At 55.1% G+C, this 18990-nt stretch carries 20 protein-coding genes and 1 pseudogene; 11 read left to right on the top strand and 10 right to left on the bottom strand.

Annotated elements, in window-relative coordinates:
- Positions 1-233 precede the first annotated feature (233 nt).
- Positions 234-707: a VOC family protein gene (locus CU102_RS11995; protein WP_208113876.1), complete on the bottom strand. Its 474-nt coding sequence runs from the start codon at positions 705-707 to the stop codon at positions 234-236.
- Between the two features lie 352 nt (positions 708-1059).
- Here CU102_RS11995 and CU102_RS11990 point away from each other — a divergent pair, with 352 nt between their 5' ends.
- From CU102_RS11990 to CU102_RS11965, 5 genes are all read left to right on the top strand, one after another.
- Entirely contained in the window at positions 1060-1464 is a 405-nt protein-coding gene (locus tag CU102_RS11990) for a thermonuclease family protein (protein WP_166648533.1), read from the top strand.
- A gap of 829 nt (positions 1465-2293) precedes the next feature.
- Entirely contained in the window at positions 2294-3091 is a 798-nt protein-coding gene (locus CU102_RS11980; RefSeq protein WP_106711346.1) for an HNH endonuclease, read from the top strand.
- Between the two features lie 221 nt (positions 3092-3312).
- Complete coding sequence (locus CU102_RS11975; RefSeq protein WP_106711562.1) at positions 3313-3522, top strand: dodecin; 210 nt, start codon at positions 3313-3315, stop codon at positions 3520-3522.
- 33 nt (positions 3523-3555) lie between these two features.
- Positions 3556-4038 (top strand): methyltransferase family protein, encoded by a 483-nt coding sequence (locus CU102_RS11970; protein WP_106711345.1) that lies wholly within the window; start codon positions 3556-3558, stop codon positions 4036-4038.
- Positions 4039-4199: 161 nt separating this feature from the next.
- Positions 4200-4670, top strand: a complete 471-nt coding sequence (locus CU102_RS11965; RefSeq protein ID WP_106711344.1) for a cupin domain-containing protein — start codon at positions 4200-4202, stop codon at positions 4668-4670.
- On the opposite strand, the gene CU102_RS11960 is transcribed toward CU102_RS11965, so the two are convergent.
- Both CU102_RS11960 and CU102_RS11955 read right to left on the bottom strand, forming a co-directional pair.
- A complete protein-coding gene (locus CU102_RS11960) occupies positions 4636-5169 on the bottom strand; it encodes a DUF2867 domain-containing protein (protein ID WP_106711343.1) in 534 nt (177 codons plus the stop codon). The genes CU102_RS11965 and CU102_RS11960 overlap by 35 nt on opposite strands.
- A 76-nt stretch (positions 5170-5245) precedes the next feature.
- The gene (locus tag CU102_RS11955; protein ID WP_106711561.1) at positions 5246-5638 is read right to left on the bottom strand and encodes a hypothetical protein; all 393 of its coding nucleotides are present in this window, start codon (positions 5636-5638) and stop codon (positions 5246-5248) included.
- Positions 5639-5681: 43 nt separating this feature from the next.
- Between CU102_RS11955 and CU102_RS11950 the strand changes: the two genes are divergently transcribed.
- A complete protein-coding gene (locus CU102_RS11950; RefSeq protein WP_342588759.1) occupies positions 5682-6275 on the top strand; it encodes a TetR/AcrR family transcriptional regulator in 594 nt (197 codons plus the stop codon).
- A 14-nt stretch (positions 6276-6289) separates the two neighbouring features.
- Here CU102_RS11950 and nusG read toward each other — a convergent pair whose 3' ends face one another.
- From nusG to CU102_RS11915, 6 genes and pseudogenes are all read right to left on the bottom strand, one after another.
- Positions 6290-6862: a transcription termination/antitermination protein NusG gene (gene nusG, locus CU102_RS11945; RefSeq protein ID WP_106711341.1), complete on the bottom strand. Its 573-nt coding sequence runs from the start codon at positions 6860-6862 to the stop codon at positions 6290-6292.
- Between the two features lie 12 nt (positions 6863-6874).
- The gene (locus tag CU102_RS11940) at positions 6875-7177 is read right to left on the bottom strand and encodes a hypothetical protein (protein WP_133624644.1); all 303 of its coding nucleotides are present in this window, start codon (positions 7175-7177) and stop codon (positions 6875-6877) included.
- 114 nt (positions 7178-7291) lie between these two features.
- Positions 7292-7672, bottom strand: a pseudogene (locus CU102_RS11935) (DUF1376 domain-containing protein); the annotation flags it as partial.
- Between the two features lie 232 nt (positions 7673-7904).
- Positions 7905-8600, bottom strand: a complete 696-nt coding sequence (locus CU102_RS11925; RefSeq protein WP_342588758.1) for an MT-A70 family methyltransferase — start codon at positions 8598-8600, stop codon at positions 7905-7907.
- Entirely contained in the window at positions 8597-9295 is a 699-nt protein-coding gene (locus CU102_RS11920) for a metallophosphoesterase family protein (protein ID WP_106711337.1), read from the bottom strand. The genes CU102_RS11925 and CU102_RS11920 overlap by 4 nt, the downstream gene beginning before the upstream one ends.
- Positions 9292-9657 (bottom strand): hypothetical protein, encoded by a 366-nt coding sequence (locus CU102_RS11915; RefSeq protein WP_146146467.1) that lies wholly within the window; start codon positions 9655-9657, stop codon positions 9292-9294. The genes CU102_RS11920 and CU102_RS11915 overlap by 4 nt, the downstream gene beginning before the upstream one ends.
- Before the next feature lie 145 nt (positions 9658-9802).
- On the opposite strand from CU102_RS11915, the gene CU102_RS11910 reads away from it, so the two are divergent.
- The 3 genes from CU102_RS11910 to gpt all read left to right on the top strand — a co-directional run bounded on the left by CU102_RS11910 (position 9803) and on the right by gpt (position 12169).
- Positions 9803-10555, top strand: coding sequence for a competence/damage-inducible protein A (locus tag CU102_RS11910; RefSeq protein WP_106711559.1), 753 nt, complete (start codon positions 9803-9805; stop codon positions 10553-10555).
- 108 nt (positions 10556-10663) lie between these two features.
- Positions 10664-11506 carry a universal stress protein gene (locus CU102_RS11905; protein ID WP_166648621.1) on the top strand — a complete coding sequence of 281 codons (843 nt, stop codon included), beginning with the start codon at positions 10664-10666 and terminating at the stop codon, positions 11504-11506.
- Between the two features lie 165 nt (positions 11507-11671).
- The gene (gpt, locus tag CU102_RS11900) at positions 11672-12169 is read left to right on the top strand and encodes a xanthine phosphoribosyltransferase (RefSeq protein ID WP_106711558.1); all 498 of its coding nucleotides are present in this window, start codon (positions 11672-11674) and stop codon (positions 12167-12169) included.
- Positions 12170-12190: 21 nt separating this feature from the next.
- Here gpt and CU102_RS11895 read toward each other — a convergent pair whose 3' ends face one another.
- Positions 12191-13219, bottom strand: coding sequence for a magnesium and cobalt transport protein CorA (locus CU102_RS11895; RefSeq protein ID WP_106711334.1), 1029 nt, complete (start codon positions 13217-13219; stop codon positions 12191-12193).
- Positions 13220-13523: 304 nt separating this feature from the next.
- Between CU102_RS11895 and CU102_RS11890 the strand changes: the two genes are divergently transcribed.
- Positions 13524-13958, top strand: coding sequence for an NUDIX hydrolase (locus tag CU102_RS11890; RefSeq protein WP_106711333.1), 435 nt, complete (start codon positions 13524-13526; stop codon positions 13956-13958).
- Between the two features lie 634 nt (positions 13959-14592).
- Positions 14593-18396, top strand: a complete 3804-nt coding sequence (locus tag CU102_RS11885; protein ID WP_106711332.1) for a vitamin B12-dependent ribonucleotide reductase — start codon at positions 14593-14595, stop codon at positions 18394-18396.
- Positions 18397-18990 lie beyond the last annotated feature (594 nt).

The following is an 18990-nucleotide window of genomic DNA, read 5'->3' as shown; positions in this document are numbered from 1 at the left end:
TCTTCAAGAGCTAGTTTCGACATCTAACCAGTAGTCCCATCTCGCCATGCCTTGTCCTGCGGGCCGCACAGGCCAGTAAACGGAGGGGATTGAAGTGATGATTAAGAAAAGCCTGAAATGCTTGGCGCTAGCCGTTGCATTGGCATCCAGCGCTATCGCTGGAGCGCAAACGCAGCCGAAGTGCGCATGGAGCGCATAGCTGCTCAAAGTGTCACTCAGTCCTCTGAGGAGGCTCAGTCGCTAGCGGCGGCTTCCAGGCCGGCGATGTCGAATTTCACCATCTTGAGCATGGCCTCGGAGACCCGCTTTGCCTTAGCGCGGTCCGGATCACCCATCAGCTCACCGAGCCGCTTGGGGGTAATCTGCCAGGACAGACCCCAGCGATCCCGTAACCAGCCGCAGTGTTCCGTCGAGCCGCCCTCTTTCAACGCATCCCACAGGTGATCAATCTCAGCCTGCGTCTCGCACTCGATGATGATGGAGAAGCTGTGGTTGAACGGGTCGAGCGGTCCGGCCTCGATGGCCATGTAGCGCTGATCGCCAAGCGTGAAACCTGCTAGCTTTACGCTGTCAGCCGGCCCGCTTGGATTGTCTGCGGGAATGGTTGATATCCAACCGACGAATGAGCTCGGGATCAGCGAGGTATAGAACCGGACCGCAGATTCCATGTCCTTTTCGAACCAGAGATGTTGCGTGACCTTCATCATTTGTTCCTTTCTCTTGAGACTTAACCCAGAGCGGGCAATCTGAGGACGAACCGGAGAGGGCCTTCCCGACAAGGCAACGCAAAAAATTGCGTGTTGTCCCACACACGATGAGGGCATCAGTGTAGGTGCGCGATCATTTCAATTTTAACATTTCGCTCAATCCATATTTTATTGAACAGAGGCCAGTATGAAGCCCTCACAAAGCAGGGCCGGAATGAGCGACAAGTTGAAAGTAAGATCAAGCGAATGGACCAGGCCCCCAACGGATTCGAGGAAGCAACCACGAAATCGTCGCCACACGTATTGGCGCTGGCACCTCCAACGCTGGACATTGCCAGTCCTTGGACTGGCGATGTGTTATTTCTATTTTGTCGTTTTCCCCGAACCAATGGAAAGCGCACACGCAAGTCTCACCAAAGGTCAACAGCTCTATGTGATTGACGGCGACACGATCTGGCTCAACCGGGAGAAGATCCGCATCGCTAACATCGATACCCCCGAAATCAGCGATGCCAAATGTGAGAGCGAGCTTGCCCGCGGGCTCGAAGCCAAAGCCGCGCTGAAACGATTGCTCGATGGCAACGAAATACAGATTACGCGCGGCGACCCCAAAACGAGACGCATGATCGACCAATATGGTCGAACGCTTGCCCTTGTCAGGGTCAATGGCAAAGACGTTGGAGAGACTCTTATCGGGCGTAACCTTGCCAGGCGGTGGATCGGCAAACGCATGCCTTGGTGCTTCTTAGAGAACTAAACGCAATAAACCGGAAGCGAGCGTCTCGGACCTCAAAAAGAGGCGGAGTGAATTGGCTAGGGTGGGGACCTTTTGCCGTCTGCTCCGCCTTAAAGTGCTGGCGACCGCGAGACGGGGGCATGGGGAATGCGTCGTCGTCCTCGCAGCTCAGCCCCTTCACAATACACCCGAACGGGCTTGCCGACTAAGGAATTGATGGGTCGACGGTCAGCGGTTTTTCCGCCAGTTCAGGCTGATTGCACAGGACAGTCAGCCCTATAGGTGCCCGCACGCAATGTGGGCATGCTAGCCTCGATCGTACTATCAAGGTTGCCCTTTTTCATATCAAACTCATCTCACGCTGAGAGCGCGTCCTCTGATTCGCAAGCTTGCTTCAATGGCGCCCATTTACGCTGGTCGAAGACGCCACCTCCTTCGCTTTATGAGACTTTTGATTATGACGAAGAGGGAGGGCCAATCTATGGCCAAGTGCACTATCCCCCATTCGACGCAGCCAATCTTAATGGTACTTCGTTTGAAAATGTTCACTTCGAAAATGCCGACTCTCGAAATGCGAACAACGTCGCTCTTGCAAACTTCAAAGGTGCAACCGGACTGGACACTTGCATTTTTGGTATGGATGCCATGGGAAACAACGATCTGCGATTAGCGAATTTAAAGTTTGCTTGAGTATGCTCATCGAAAGGCGCGGGGCACCATTCGCCCGCCAATAGGTGCGGGAGCTCGCCCCTCAATCCGCGGTTCAGATTGTAAAATTTTCCGGTCCGTGGAACCTATGCGACCGGGCGCGCTTCGGTTTGGGGAGATTCTAAAAGTATGAGCTGGGGATATGAGCGCGGGGATTTACGACCGGCGCGGAGAAGTACACGCACGATTTGGTGGCCAGCAACGGGGCGGCATCATTACGCCTGCTAGACATGCGTTGGTCATTATCATTACTGGCGAAGAAGGCTTGGAGCACGGATACGCCGATCGACTTCGAGCAGATGGGACCTTTGAATATTTCGGTGAAGGCCAGGTTGGGCCGATGACGATGCACAAGGGCAACGCCGCGATCGCAAATCACTCTGCTAACGGTAAGAGTCTTTTGCTCTTCAAAACGACGAAGCAGGGTCTTCGGTTTGAAGACGAGATGGTCTACGAAAGCCATCATATTGAGCAAGCGCCGGACCGAGAAGGCAACCTCAGGGACGCCATTGTTTTCGAGCTCCGTCCAATAGACGGTGTGACCGAAGTTGTTGAGGAATTGGCGCCTAGGCCGAGCTCTTCTGACACAGAGCTTGAGGAACTGCGCAAACGTGCCTTCGCCGCCGCAAAAGAAAGCCCCGGCAAGACTAAATCGGCGTCGACAATTTTCGAACGCAGTCGAGATGTCCGCGATTATGTTGTGGCGCGCGCCAAGGGCCATTGTGAGGGCTGTGAAGCCCCAGCCCCGTTTCATAGACCCTATGGAGTTCCGTACCTAGAACCGCATCATATTCGAAGACTCACGGACGGAGGTCCGGACGACCCCAGGCATGTGATTGGACTTTGCCCAAACTGCCATCGCCGTGTTCATTCTGGAGCAGATGGCACGACCTACAACCTGGATTTGGCAAAGAGAATGCTTGCTATTGAGATAGCCTAGATAGAGGTAAGTGGAATGTTCGACGGGAGTCCGGTGTGGGCCACACCTTCACTCCGCGTAGCCTACACCGAGCTTTCATGATTGAGATGTCACACAGATTTCGGGCGGCGGATTAAGCCTGTACTGAATGAAACTTCACATTTGCACAAGGTCGGCTCAGAATGTCGGTGTGGGCCGACCATACCGAAACTGCGGTGAGAAGAGCCCGAGCGGAGGATCTCATGGGTGAGGATCACGTTTACAAGAAGATCGAACTCGTTGGCAGTTCAACCGACTCGGTTGATTTGGCAATCAAGAACGCCATCGCGCGCGCATCGAAGAGCGTGAGACAACTCGACTGGTTCGAGGTCGATCAGATCAGAGGGCACATTCAAGATGGCAAGGTGGCCCAATTCCAAGTTGTCCTTAAAGCCGGCTTCCGCTTGGACTAACGAACAGGGGAGCGGATCCCGACGGGCTGCGGCATGAACGAGATGAACGGGAATTTGCGCGACAGTTCAGGCGCGGCGGTACGGCCGCCGATCGTCTGGGCGCTCGCGGCGATCGGCGGGCTCGCGCTCGACGGGCTCTATCCGCTGCCGTTCCTACCGCCGGCCGTACCGGCCGGCTGGCTCGGCGGCATCGTGTTCCTCGCCGGCCTGGCGTTGTTGATCTGGGCGGCGGCGACCTTAAGTCGTGCGGAAACACAGATCCAGACCACCCAGCCGACGACGACTATCGTCGACGAGGGGCCATACCGCTTCACGCGCAACCCGATCTATATCGGCATGTTCTTCGGCCTCATCGGCCTCGCCGTTGCGTTCGACAGCCTGTGGCTCATCGTCTTATTGGTGCCGTTCTATCTCGTCATCCGCTACGGCGTGGTCGCCCGCGAGGAGGCTTATCTCGAGCGGAAGTTCGGTGACGTCTATCTCGCCTACAAGGCCCGCGTCAGGCGGTGGGTGTAGCGAGACGAAAAAGAGCAACCCTGCCGCTACTCAACGCCGGTAAGGGGTCGATTCCAGCAGCACAGCAGACTTCGAGGAGCCTTGCTCAGACGTGGTCGCGGACTTATCATGAACGGTTCACCGGCCCGCCTCAGAAGGCCTGGCAACACAGGGAGGTTATCATGAAAATCGCATCGGTATTTGCAATCGGCTGCATTGGATTCTGCGCAATCGCTTCCTTTGCCTCGGCGGAGGATGCGCACACAATGGTCACTCCCAATGATGTGAAGTGGGCCCCTGCTCCCAAAGTGCTCCCTGCCGGAGCAGAAGCGGCGGTCTTGTTCGGCGATCCCACAAAGGAAGGTTTGTTCGCCCTTCGGCTCAAATTGCCGTCTGGGTATGCGATCCCACCGCATACACATCCTGCGAATGAGGTGATCACAGTCATATCAGGGACTACTCATCTTGGAATGGGCGAAACTGCCGATCGGAGCGCTACCAAGGCACTGCCTGCGGGTAGTTTCTTCGCGCTGCCGCCCGGCATGGCGCATTTCGTTTATTTCGACGAAGAGACTGTCGTCCAAATCACCACCAATGGCCCGTGGGGCCTCAAGTACGTCAATCCGGCGGACGATCCTCAAAAGTCGCAATAGCCAGCCGCGAGCTTGAACGGTCACGCGATTGAGCGAGACGAGCAAGTAGTGCGGGGACGAGGATTCTGTGGAATGGCAAGACGATAGCGAGATAAATGCGACCGAGTAAGTTGTTTCGCTGAACCAACGTAGTGGCAGTAACCCGGCAGGTGCTGTCATTCAGATTTGTGACGTCAACGATGAGCCGGAAGTTAAGGTGCATGTCGTCAACGCCCAGAACCACCCGCTCTGGGGAAGATGAAAAAACAGGAAGGCCAATGCGGGAACGGTCTGACAAACGCCCCTCAGCGCCGGCCTTCAGCCCGAACGGAGAGACGAGGACGTTGCGTATAGCCAGAAGTTTTGCAATCCAACCGGGTGGCCGACTGAATGCCAATTGCGTGGCTTGAGGCGCGTTCAGGCCTGCAATATCTACGTCAATAGCGAATGCGTCGCTGAAGTCTGCTGGCGGTAAGATCTGCTCACAGTCTTCAGGGATGGATACAGAAAATGGTCGCATATAATCCTCCTTCCGATTGAAATAGGCTGGTGGCCGTCATTATGCGGTCCGGCTCGGTACTTCGCATCCGAACCGCTTAGCTCGAGGGGCTGATCGCGGGCACTACTCCGTAGATGATCATTGCGAGTGCAGCGGTCATTAGAATCCAGCTTGGATGAGGTCGGCGTGTTCCCCATAGAGCGCCGAGAGCACCAAAGAGAAAAGAACTCGCCGCAAAAAAGCTTACCGCGAGCTTCACCTCATCTCCAGACCACATGGCGGCGGCGATCAAAGCGAAACTGCTGAGCAGCCAGTTGAACGTCGTGAATTGTAAGAGCGGCGGTATGAGCCTTCGCAATATCGCCCCGTCGGCGACAAGAAGCGGGTCTATTCGGCGGATTATTAGCCTCCGCAAAAGGACGCCGTGAGCAATTGCAGTTCCGCCACCTATCACTCCTGCTGCCATCAGGGCTGTGCTGTGCGAGTCCATTTTTGCCTCCATACATCACTGTATGGTCACATTGGAATCTACATTGCCAGAAGTCAATACAGGTGTGTATGGTCCGTCCATGGATGAACGTCTCACAAAGTCAGATTGGATCGACCACGGCCTGCAAACGCTTGCAAACCGTGGCCCTGGTGCCTTGAAGATTGGAGCCATGGCCGCAGAGCTCAACGTTTCTCGGGGTAGCTTCTATTGGCACTTCCGAGACATCGCTGATTTTCGGTCACAACTTTTAGAGAGCTGGAAGGACTGGACAACGCAACGGATCATCCGGGAATTGGAGGCAGATCATGACGATCCGGACCGTTTGAAATCGTTGTTGAGCCGCGCATTTGCTGGCGAGCCAAAGACTGATAGGTCGATAAGATCCCTAGATAAGGCGCTACGGGCCTGGGCGATAGACGACGACAACGTTGCAGCGGTCGTCGCATCCGTCGATGCTGACAGAATGGCATACATTTCAAAGTTGCTTGAGGAGACGGGGGTAGAAAGCCAAAAATCCGCACATCGTGCGGCCTTCCTCTATTGGGCCTATCTGGGCCAGCCAATCGTGATGGACGCTGGCCTTTCATCTTCCACAGCGGCTGCTATCGACGATATCTGCGATCTATTTATGAAGTAGCACGAGGCGGAAATCTATATTGTTCTTATGCCGCAGGAGTGAGCTGTCTCGGCTCGAATTCCACTGGCGTCATTCGCCCGAAAAGTTCGACTAGAGCTGACCTTTCCCGATTTGGTAACCTCCTGAACAACGCCTCCAAACATTGCGAATGGGTTCAAGCTGTCCGTTACCAAAATGCCCTCGCCTTTCGGGAACTGCATTTCCGTTGACGCCTTCTTCGATTTCGCTTCTTGTTTTCGATCGTCGAACTGCATATCGATTTCAGCTAGGTAGATCGCTTCCACGTGCTCTGCGGATATGCGAGCAGGATGTCCGTCGACGCCTAGGATGCACTCGACTCCATCGCAGGTGCGGACCTTGAAAAAGTTTCTTTCTACCTGCGGAAGCCCAATAAACAAATAGCGCGGCATCAGAGCACTTTCCCGCATCGTGTACGTATGTGTCCGCTTGTTCTTCACTTCCATGCGGCTGCGTGGGTAATAGATGTCGTAGCCGGCCTTGCGGATATTCTCCGAGGCTTTCGCTTCCGCCTTCACATTGGTTCGCACGACGTACCAGTGCCTGTCTTTGTCTATCACCGCTTTCATCAAGTCTGCCTGCTACTGAATGAGATTTTGAGCGGGCTTCACCCCTGCCCTTGCCATGATCTCGCGCATCTGTTTGCGGTACCGCACCTCATCGCAGAGCTGTGCCGTTGAGGGACAGAAAGCCTTGTGTGCATCCTTCACCTCGCCCTGGCGGAAGCACTCGACAGCAGCGAGAACGTCGACGCAATCGAAGTCTTCAACGGCTTCGAGATAAGCGCGGAGTTGCAGGTCAGGGTCGGACATGGGCGATTGCGGGAAACTGCCGAACAGCTTGGTCAATGATTTCGTCGCCTCGATCTTCTCCGAATTGTTCATTTCCCTGTAGCTCCTGAATGAGTGATTGTGCTGCGTCTGTTGATTTCCGAACATGGACAAATCCATTCGGTTTTCGCGCGCTTGCGGGCTCTGAAAAACCGGCAGGTTTTTCATCTATTCTGTTCTATCTTTTCTTATAAAGGTGCTTGTCTCAGGCTTGTCTTTTAAACCCTTGTTTTCATTCAATTCAGCTTCGTTTTCGCGCCGATCAGACTGAGATTTCAACCGAGTTTCGTAGCTGTTTCGAGCGGATTTCACGTCTCTTTTTGCGCGCAAATTGGAGAGATAACCGTCTTCAAATTGGATCTTATTCTGCTCGACCAGACCGTCGGTGAGGCTCGTAGCCTTGCGGATTGAACAGCCAAGAATGCCCGCAAGATGTCGATCATCACGCATCGTTTCACCGCCGCGTGCGTAAATCAGATCGAGCAGGACAATGTAGGCGCCAATCAGTTCTGGCCCCATTCCCTGAACACCGTCAATGAAGGCTCTAGGCTCGCGTTTGTATCATTCCAAGCCGTGTTTCACGCCGCACCTCGGTCACGTTCAGCTGCGCACCGATAATCGGATGCAGCTTGGTTCAAAACGTTCAGCTCGCGAGAAACACGCTCAATGTCATGATCCGGTCGCTTGCTTCGACCAGCCGAGAAGTTCTCAAGCCAAACATGCTTTCCATAAATGAGCTTGGAAAGCTCGTCAGACATCTCCTCACTGCTCAAGCGCCGCGTCATGCCGCTTCTCCGAACTTGCCGGTTTCATTGCCCCACACCGTCCAACCTGGGCGGTTGGTGCGCGAGAAGAGTTCAATGCGGGATGCGTTGGGCATCAACCGCTCGGCCTCCCGATAGGCCTCTTCAGGCTTGCGAGAATGCTCGCGCGCCTTGCCATGGATCACAGACCGGGTCGATTTTGTGAGCTTTGGTTCGCCCCGTTTGACGATGATGAATGGCTCATGTGACCCGCGAAGTCCGTAGCCGGTTCCGAATGACACCTTGTCGTTCTTGGTCATCTTCACCCACACACCCTCGGTGCAATACTCGAAACCCCATGCCTTTACGGTCGTGAGCTGCTGCGGAAGCATCGGGGCCGTGCACCAAAGCCATAGAAGACAGTTCGGTGCGGCCAGATCCATGACAGGAATTGCGTTGATTTCATCCAGGGCCATGGTGTCGTAGTGCGCCTGGGCGCTCTTCCCCCCGCCTTTCGGTGATCGCACCACAAAGCGCCAGGGTGGGTCGGCCATGATCATCTCGAAACTATGGGGATTTATGTGGCCGAACGGCCAATCGAACGGGTGCATCAGATCCTCGCGATGAAGAACAAGGGGAAGGATGAGCCAAGCGATCGCTACGAATAGAAGCCCGGCGCCGACGGCGACGTGCCAGAACTTGGTCGGCTTGTCGTGACTGTACAGGTTGCTCATGACGGCTCCCAAATTGGGGATCCCTTGATCTCGATTGTTGTTATTGGACCTCCGGCTTTTTCATCGTCGAAAACACCAATGACGAGCCTGCCCGTGAACCAAGCGAAGGTGTCGAGGTCCGTGCGGCCAGAGAACAGCAACGGGCCATCCTCAGACTGGTGGTGGCCGTGCACAACATGCCGATTACCGTGTCCGATTGCATAGCCGTCCGGGTAGATCATCCATTGCATTGTTTGTGCGGATTGCTTGTCCAGGGGAATAGTTTCGTCAACACCGGCATGAACAAAGATGCGATGATTATCGACGTAGATGAGCGGCAGAGATTTCAGCCAATCAATATGCTCTTGGGGTATCACGCCAACGTCAGCCAATTCACCAACCTTCTGGCCATATGACATGAGAGTTGCGCCGCCACCGTTTGGTAGCCACCACGAGCCAACCAGTTCTGGCTCCGCACGTACGGTCAGCATTATCTCTTCATGGTTTCCCTGAAGGCAAATCCACTTCCAGCGCGGGTCGGATGGCCCGGCCATGAGCCGTTCAATGACTTGGCGCGACTGTGGTCCTCGGTCGACATAATCCCCGGTGAACACAACCGTCCCGCCAGAGTGATTGCCTTGCTCGATACTTTCGATTGCGGCGAGTAAGAGGTCGTATCGCCCATGCAGGTCGGCTATGGCATAGGTCTTGCTCATTTCACGATCCTCTTTTTTGGCGCTTCGGTCTCCGCGGCCCCAGCCAAATCCGTTGCATCGGTGTGACCGGCAACAAGATCAGCAAGCCACAGAGCTTTCGAATTAGGCGCATGTCGTGCTCTTTCAGTTTCGTAGAGTTGGTCAGCTTTTGCGGATGCCTTCTGATAGGCTTCTGCAATGGATGCGAAGCTCGAGAGCATCATGTCTTTCATGTCGTGCCGGTTGCGCAGGCGAAGAATAATGGTAGCGGGAGCACCCCATTTCTTTTGCGCTCGATGCGCCGCAGCCTCGATTGTATCACCCATTCCCTGATACTCACGGCGCAACAGGAAATCGCCCATTACGTCTACCAGTTTCGCCACGTCCGCGCGCTTTGCTTTTCGACGGTTAAAGCGCGATTCAGTCAATCGTTGTTTTGCGGTGCAAACGTATCCATCGATATGCTGCAAATGGCTTGCGACGTTCCATTTGCAGAATTACGGTCGCGTACCTGATATGGAGAATCTGATGACGAATGAAGTCGTGACCGCTGCCATGCTCGCCATTGGCGACGAATTGCTGTCCGGCCGGACCAAGGACAAAAACATCGGCCATCTTGCCGATATCCTCACGGCCGTAGGCATTGACCTTGAAGAGGTCCGCATCGTTCCCGATGAAGAAGATCGGATCGTTGACGCACTGAATGCCCTGCGAGAGCGCTATGACTACATCTTTACCTCGGGTGGAATAGGCCCAACCCACGACGATATTACGGCAGACGCGATTGCAAAGGCATTTGGCGTCCCATGCGAACATGATGCCAAAGCAATGAAACTCATGGGCGACAATTATGCTGCTCGCGGAGTTGAATTTACCGAAAGCCGTCAACGCATGGCACGCATGCCGCGTGGCTCGGTCCACATTGACAATCCGGTTTCGACAGCGCCGGGTTTCAATATAGGAAATGTCTATGTCATGGCCGGCGTCCCTTCGGTTTTTCAGGCCATGCTTGATAATGTCATTCCGACATTGAGGGTCGGGAAGCAGTTGCTGTCCCGCTCGGTGAATTGCCCTTTAGGCGAAGGCGCGATTGCCGTACCGTTGCGTGATATCCAGGCAGCTCATCCGGATACGATCATCGGATCCTATCCAAAATATGAAAGTGGCAGGTTTTCAACGGAGTTGGTCATTCGCGCCCGTGATGCCGAAAAACTTGTTGCGGCAGAGACCGCTGTCAAGAATATGGTGGAGCAAATAGCCGCCACAGCCAACACCCGCTGACGCGCGTTGAATCTACGCAAGTTGCAGAAAACACAAAGCAATTGTTGCATTGAGGGCGTATAATAGTGCCAGATACATTCTACGATGCAGCAACCTATGGAGGCCGGTATGGCATTTCGCACGATCATCGCATTCATTCGCAGCGAGCGTGAAGCAAAGCGGGTTATCGGCGCCGCCAGACTGATCGCTTCCTCGAGCGACCGTACCCATATCATCGGCCTTTATACCATCCCCTCACCCATTGTTTATGCTGACCCGACAGGTTTTGCCGATACGACCCTGTTCGAAGCGCATGAGCAACGCCATAAGGAAAATTCGGAAGCGATTGCAGCGCTGTTCAAGGCGGAAATGGCCAAAGGCACCATTTCTCATGAGTTCCGTATTGTACGCTGTGAGAGCAGCAGCCCCTCGGCTGGCGTAACGCAGAGTGCCTTGCGCGCCGACATCATCATAGCCGGGCAACCTGACCCCGACGATCCCGACAGCGTCAACGACGTTACCGATCCGTTGGTCATGGAGAGTGGCAGGCCCGTGCTGTTCGTTCCGTACAAGACCGCGCTGCCGGAAAGAATTGACCGCGTTGTTGTTGCTTTCAACGGCAAGCGTGAAGCCTCTCGTGCTGCCTTCGATTCGCTGCCGTTGCTGCTTAAGGCGGAGAGCGTTGACATCGTCTGGGTTGATCCGAAGAAATCCATTGATCCAAGCATGGATATTCCCGGCACGCCCCTTTCTGATGCCCTTCGCCGCCATGGCGTCAACGTTAACCCCCATGCTATCGAGTCACATGGAGAATACGCAGACAAGATATTGCGGCGTCGAATTGCCGAAAACAATGCATCGCTGTTTGTTATGGGTGCCTACAGCCAGTCACGTCTGAAGGAATGGGTGTTCGGTGGAGTTACCAGCTCGATCATGGCCGACATGCCATGCTTGACGTTGATGTCCCGCTAGAGCGGTCGGAAATCTGCAGTGAGCTGCAAAAATCACACCTTTCTTGCCATGACAGCCCGCGAGCCGCGCAAGCCGCTTGCCATAGGCTTGCATTTCCCGCTATTGCGAAATGCATTCCACGCGGATTTTCCGCTGTTTCTGTATTCATTTTATGGAGTGCGCGCCATGTCCCTTCCCGACAAAGCTTTTCCAGTCTCTTGGGATCAATTTCATCGGGATGCCCGCGCCCTTGCCTGGCGCGTTGCAGGCATGCAGCGCGAATGGCGCGCCATGGTGGCAATTACGCGTGGCGGCCTCGTACCCGCAGCAATCATCTGCCGCGAACTGGGTATCCGCATGATCGAGACCGTCTGCATTGCTTCCTATCATGAGTATGACGAGCAAGGTGAACTCAAGGTGCTCAAGGATGTCGATTCAAAGCTTCTCGAAAATGGGGGCGAAGGTATTCTGGTTGTTGATGATCTGACCGATACCGGCAAGACGGCCGCAATTGTCCGCGCGATGATGCCGAAGGCACACTTTGCAACGGTTTATGCTAAGCCGAAAGGTCGCCCCCTCATCGATACCTTTGTAACGGAAGTATCACAGGACACCTGGATCTATTTCCCTTGGGATATGGGCCTGACTTATCAGGAACCGATCACCAAGGGGCATCGCGGGTAAGGGTTCAAGAGGGTTGATGCTCTAAAGCCAACCGCTCTTGCGGAACCGCCAGAACAAGGTCAGGCATACGAGAAGGATCACGCCGAGCACCCAATAATAACCGTTCGGGGAGTCGAGTTCCGGCATATGTTTGAAATTCATGCCGTAAATGCCGGCGATTGCAGTCGGCACGGCCAAAATGGCCGCCCAGGAGGCTAGCCGCTTCGAAATAACCGTTTCCTGGCTTTGGCCTACGAGCAGACTCGCCTCGAAAGCAAAGGCCAGGACCTCCCTTAAGCCGTCAATCTTCTCCTGAACCGTACGGACATGATCAGTAACGTCGCGGAACAGTGGCTGCATCGCCGTCTGAATCTGCGGTAAATCCGTATTGCTGAGACGCCCGCAGACATCAACAAGCGGCCCGATGGCATTGCGCAGGCGAAGCAGATCCCGGCGCAGCATGTAGAGCCGTTCGATGTCACCACTGGTCATTGGCTTGGCCAGAACACGATCCTCGATGGATTCGACCTCGTCGTGAATGGCCTCCAGGACAGGCATGTAATTGTCTACAATGAAGTCCAGGATAGCATAAAGGACAAAATCCTCACCCTTGGCCAGTGCGTAAGGTGCGGTTTCCCAATGCTGGCGAACCGCGGTGTATGAGGTGGAAGCGCCGTGGCGAACGCTGACAATATAACCTTTTCCGAGAAAGACATGGGTTTCGCCGAAGGCCACTCTTCCATCTATAAGCTGGGCCGTTCGGGCAACAACAAAGATCGCGTCACCATATTGCTCGAGCTTCGGGCGCTGATGGGCGTGTTCAGCGTCTTCGATGGCCAGACTGTGCAGCCCAAACTGCTTTTGCACGCGGTGCAATAGTTCCCCGTCGGGTTCCAGCAGCCCGATCCAGACAACGTGTCCTTCCTTGCGCGCCCATTCCCCGGCATCATCAATCGGAATATCCGCTACCCGTTTGCCATTGGCATAGGCACACGAGGCAATGATACTGGCGGTCTCATCTCCAGAAGCCGCAGCATCGGCAGATGGCCGAACACGTTCGAATGAGGTCATAGAAACTCCCACGCAGCGTTGACTAAGACTATCTTTTGTAACCAATGCTTTCCAGCTATCCTTTAGACTATACTTTTCCACAAGAGATAACCATTTGTTTTCAAATCGTTACAGAATATTGTGATTTTTTTGCACTGCTGTTCAAAAAAATGTCACAAGTCGCATCTAAGCACTGAACAGTAGTGATGGATGATTGTTGTTTGAACGAATCGGTTCACAATCGCATTTAAGCAAGATCAAAGAATGAGCGGAGCCCTTGAACGTAACCTTTCAGGACGAGATTGTGGTCGATAAGCGGATAGAAATGCCCGACGGCAGGATTCGCCAGGTTGCTGCACTCGTCTATCGTGTCAAAAAGAACCAGCCTGAAATTCTCCTGATCACCAGCCGCGGTACGGGACGATGGGTTTTGCCTAAAGGCTGGCCACAAATCGGCAAGACTTTTGCTCAATCAGCTCGGGCCGAAGCCTTCGAAGAGGCCGGTGTGCGCGGCGACATCGCCCCCTTTTCAATCGGCACATATACCTACGCAAAACACGACATGAGTGACGGCGAAGTTGGCGATTTTATCGTCGATGTCTTTCCGATGCACTTTTCGCATCAACAGAAGAATTGGCCAGAACGTGGCGTGCGGAAACTCGAGTGGCTTAGTGTTGAGGAATCTGTGCGGCGCGTCGAAGAGCCGGAACTCAAAGCTCTTCTTGCAGGTTTCGATCCAGCATTGGTAGACGTTCGCTAAGCGTATCGCCTGTCACCTGCCCAACTGATGACTCGTTCGCTGTATTTGTGAAGGCTTCGCAACGCGGACTCCACACCTATTGCTGGTACCAGCATCTCCCCACGTTTCTCCCCGTTATCCACATGTGTGACACACAAGATATTGCGGTCACAAATATGTAAAAAACTATTTCTTGACGCTCGCGTGCGAGTCATTTTTTATGGTCTGCGGCGTTGCGTTAGTAGCGTGACCGGAGCGTCAGTAGCCGGTTCTTCTCCAGTTTGTGCAGTGTTTTCCGGACCTTGTACCTTATCGGCGCGGGCGGCGGATAGCTGTATCTGGCAACAAAAAATCTGAGTGTACACAGGCAAATATTTGTTGGGTAAATAGCGCCTTAATACAATATTTAGTGTTTACACCTATATTGAGTACCAGATAGTGTGACGCTCTCATCAACGATGAATCACACGACAGGCGTCAGAAAAAAGGGCCGCCAGGCCGGGAAATGAAGCGGGAGACCGCATCGATGACGGGTCAGGGTGAAGCGACCGGTTTCAAGCCATTGAAACCGGATAGGGCGGATTTGTGTTCATGGACGCGCAGCACTTCACATGGCGTCTAGGGGACACTATATATAGGGACAAGGACGAGACAGATGCGGATCGAACGGCGTTTTACCAAAGAGAACCAGTCTGCCTATGCGGAGATCGAATTTCGCGTAGCGACGAGTGAGATCAAAAATCCGGACGGATCTGTCGTGTTCCGCCTGGAGAATATCGATGTCCCGGCCCAGTTCAGTCAGGTGGCCGCCGATATTCTGGCACAGAAGTATTTCCGCAAGGCAGGTGTGCCGGCACGGTTGAAGAAGGTCGAGGAAAATTCGGTACCTTCCTGGCTCTGGCGTTCGGTACCCGACGAAGAAGCCCTGGCTGCTCTTCCCGCCGATGAACGGTACGGTTCCGAGATGGATGCCCGCCAGGTTTTTGATCGCCTCGCCGGCACCTGGACCTACTGGGGGTGGAAGGGCAAGTATTTCGATAGCGAAGCCGACGCACTCGCCTTCCGCGACGAACTAGCCTACATGCTTGCAACCCAGCGTGTCGCTCCGAACTCACCGCAGTGGTTCAACACCGGCTTGCATTGGGCTTATGGTATCGATGGTCCGGGACAGGGCCACTATTACGTCGACCCGGAAACCGGCAAGCTGACCAAATCCAAATCTTCCTACGAACATCCGCAGCCGCACGCCTGCTTCATCCAGTCCGTTGCCGACGATCTGGTCAATGATGGCGGCATTATGGACCTGTGGGTGCGCGAAGCACGCCTGTTCAAATACGGCTCCGGCACCGGTTCAAACTTCTCTTATCTGCGCGGCGAAGGCGAAAAACTCTCCGGCGGCGGCCGTTCATCGGGTCTGATGTCATTCCTGAAGATCGGAGATCGCGCTGCCGGCGCCATCAAGTCGGGCGGCACCACCCGCCGCGCCGCCAAGATGGTGGTTGTCGACGTCGATCATCCGGATATCGAGGAATATATCGACTGGAAGGTGAAGGAAGAGCAGAAGGTTGCAGCTCTCGTCACTGGCTCCAAGATCGTCAAGCAGCATCTCGCCGCCATCATGAAGGCTTGCGTCAATTGCGAAGCCGACAACGGCGATTGCTTCGAGCCGACCAGAAATCCTGCACTGAAGCGTGAGATCAAGGCGGCGAAGAAGAACCAGGTCCCGGAAAATTATATCCAGCGCGTTATCCAGTTCGCCAAGCAAGGCTACACGGACATCGACTTCAAGACCTATGACACGGACTGGGATTCGGAAGCTTATCTGACCGTAGCCGGCCAGAATTCCAACAATTCCGTTTCGCTCAAGGACGAATTCCTGCGCGCGGTGGAAAGCGATGGCACCTGGAACCTGACCGCCCGCAAGGACGGCAAGGTCATGAAGACGCTGAAAGCCCGCGATCTTTGGGAAAAGATCGGCTACGCGGCATGGGCGTCCGCTGATCCGGGTCTTCACTTCAACACCACGATGAACGATTGGCACACCTGCCCAGCAGCTGGTCCGATCCGCGCCTCCAATCCGTGCTCGGAATACATGTTCCTCGACGACACGGCCTGCAATCTCGCCTCGATCAATCTCCTCACCTATCGCGGCAAGGACGGCAAGTTCGACGTTGCAGGTTACGAGCACACCGCGCGTCTCTGGACGATCGTTCTCGAAATCTCGGTGATGATGGCGCAGTTCCCGTCCAAGGAAATCGCGAAGCTGTCCTACGAGTACCGTACGCTCGGCCTCGGCTACGCCAATATTGGCGGCCTGTTGATGACGTCGGGTATTCCTTACGACAGCGATGAGGGCCGCGCCATTGGCGGAGCGCTCACGGCGATCATGACCGGTGTCGCCTATGCCACTTCCGCTGAAATGGCAAAGCAGCTTGGCACATTCCCGGGCTATGCGCCGAATGCAGCCAGCATGCTGCGCGTCATTCGCAACCATCGCCGCGCCGCCCATGGCGAGAGCCAGGGTTATGAAGGCCTTGCCGTAAACCCGGTGGCGCTGATTGCCGCCGATTGCCCGGACCAGGAGCTGATCACCCACGCGAAATTGGCCTGGGACAAGGCCTTGGCGCTTGGCGAAAAGCATGGCTACCGCAATGCGCAGGCCACGGTTATCGCCCCGACAGGCACAATCGGCCTCGTCATGGATTGCGACACGACAGGCATCGAGCCTGACTTTGCCCTGGTCAAGTTCAAGAAGCTCGCCGGTGGTGGCTACTTCAAGATCATCAATCGCGCCGTGCCGGAAGCTCTCCGCACGCTCGGCTACTCCGAGAGCCAGATCGCCGAGATCGAGGCCTACGCTGTGGGTCACGGCAACCTCAATCAGGCGCCTGGTATCAACCCCGGCTCGCTGAAGGCCAAGGGCTTCACCGACGAGATCATTGCCACGCTCAACACGGCCTTGAAGTCGGCCTTCGACATCAAGTTCGCTGTCAACAAATGGACGATCGGTGAAGACTTCGCCAAGAACGTCCTCGGCTTTACCGACGAGCAGCTCAACGACATCTCCTTCGAGATCCTGCCGGCTCTCGGCTTTTCCAAGAAGGAAATCGAAGCCGCCAATATCCATATTTGCGGTGCGATGACACTTGAAGGCGCGCCCTTCCTCAAGGAAGAGCATTACCCGGTCTTCGATTGCGCCAACCCGTGCGGCAAGATCGGCAAGCGTTATCTGTCGGTCGACAGCCACATCCGCATGATGGCTGCAGCGCAGCCCTTCATTTCCGGTGCGATCTCCAAGACGATCAACATGCCGAACGAAGCAACGGTCGACGACTGCAAGTCCGCCTATATGCTCTCCTGGAAGCTGGCATTGAAGGCCAACGCGCTTTATCGCGATGGTTCGAAACTGTCACAGCCGCTGAATTCCTCACTGCTTGCTGATGAAGACGAAGATGAGGATGAAGCAATCGACGCTTATATCGAGGCCCCTGCCGCTGCCCGCGCCGTGCAGGTTACCGAGAAGATTGTCGAGCGCGTCGTGGAGAAATACATCCATGATCGCGAGAAACTGCCGAACCGCCGCAAGGGCTATACCCAGAAAGCGACTGTCGGCGGGCACAAGATCTATCTGCGCACCGGCGAATTCGACGACGGCCGTCTCGGCGAGATCTTCATCGACATGCACAAGGAAGGCGCCGCCTTCCGCGCAATGATGAACAACTTCGCCATCGCCATCTCGCTTGGTCTGCAATACGGCGTGCCGCTGGAAGAATATGTGGAGGCATTCACGTTCACCAAATTCGAACCGGCAGGGATGGTTCAGGGCAATGATGCAATCAAGAACGCGACATCGATTCTCGACTACCTGTTCCGTGAACTGGCTGTCTCCTATCTCGATCGTCACGACCTTGCCCATGTTGATCAGTCGGATTTTTCCAACACCTCGCTTGGTCGCGGTATCTCCGAAGGCAAGGCGGAACCGGTCTCCAAGGGCCTGACACGGGGTGCTTCGCTGAAGGTGGTTTCACCGGGCAAGGCTGATCCCAAGGGTTTTAGCAGCGCAGGGGGAACAGGCGTGTCAAGTGCGCCGAAGGCAACTGCGTCATCAAATGTCACGACCCTCACCAGCCGCGCCGCCACTGCAATCGCCGCCAAGCCGGCAATTGCCGCCATGCCTCAGGAGTCCACCGCCTTCAAGCGGGACTATGAGGAGCGCGCCAAGGACCAGACCGAAGCCGAGTCGAATGCAGCCGCTGCCCTGTTCGACAACACCGATGCAGAAGCCGCAGCTGAAGAAGCCAAGGCCGAGGCAAAGAAGGTACTGTCCGACCGCCGCATCAAGTCGATGATGCAGGGTTATACGGGCGACAGCTGCTCGGAGTGCTCCAACTTCACGATGGTGCGTAATGGCACCTGTTTGAAGTGCGACACCTGCGGTGCAACAAGCGGCTGCAGTTGATTGATGTTGCTAACGCGGCAACACCTTGACCGTTTGCAGCTGTGAAGGCAGACGAATCTTCAAATCCGGACGTCTCGGCGTCCGGATTTTTTGCATGAACGAACGCAGATCAAGCGGACGTGTTGTCAAAGAACCGGGTGTGATTTCCCCTTGCCACGCCCTCATCTGAGTCTGGCCATTGAAGTGGTTGGGAAGACGGGCGGTCATCGAAGCGCGTCTTTGGGGTAGTAATGGTGCGATCCGAAGACCGCCCGTCCGGCGACTTTTCATCCCGTCCGTTCCGCTTGGGAGGCCTCGGCATCGGGGAGTACCATTTGCGATACTCCATGCGTCGCCTACGCGCCCCTTAGAGTGCTCGTCCAGCACGCGCCGGTCATAGTACCGGCAGGGGAACCCTTGGACGGAACTTCCCCGGACAGCGGGCCCGTTACCCGCCATCGGAGGCGCCGGTCCTTCTCCCACTTCGAACGGCTCCGGAAGCAGTTCCCATATGTGGACGGCTCCCGCTTGCAAGTGTTTTCTGCAGATTTTTTTTGATCAGATCGCTTGCTTCCATATGTGCGGCCTTTGTGTGTGGTCGCACATGACCACTGG

Origin of the sequence: Phyllobacterium brassicacearum (assembly GCF_003010955.1) — a bacterium.
Lineage (GTDB): Bacteria > Pseudomonadota > Alphaproteobacteria > Rhizobiales > Rhizobiaceae > Phyllobacterium > Phyllobacterium brassicacearum.
This window is presented reverse-complemented; position numbering and strand designations above follow the sequence as displayed.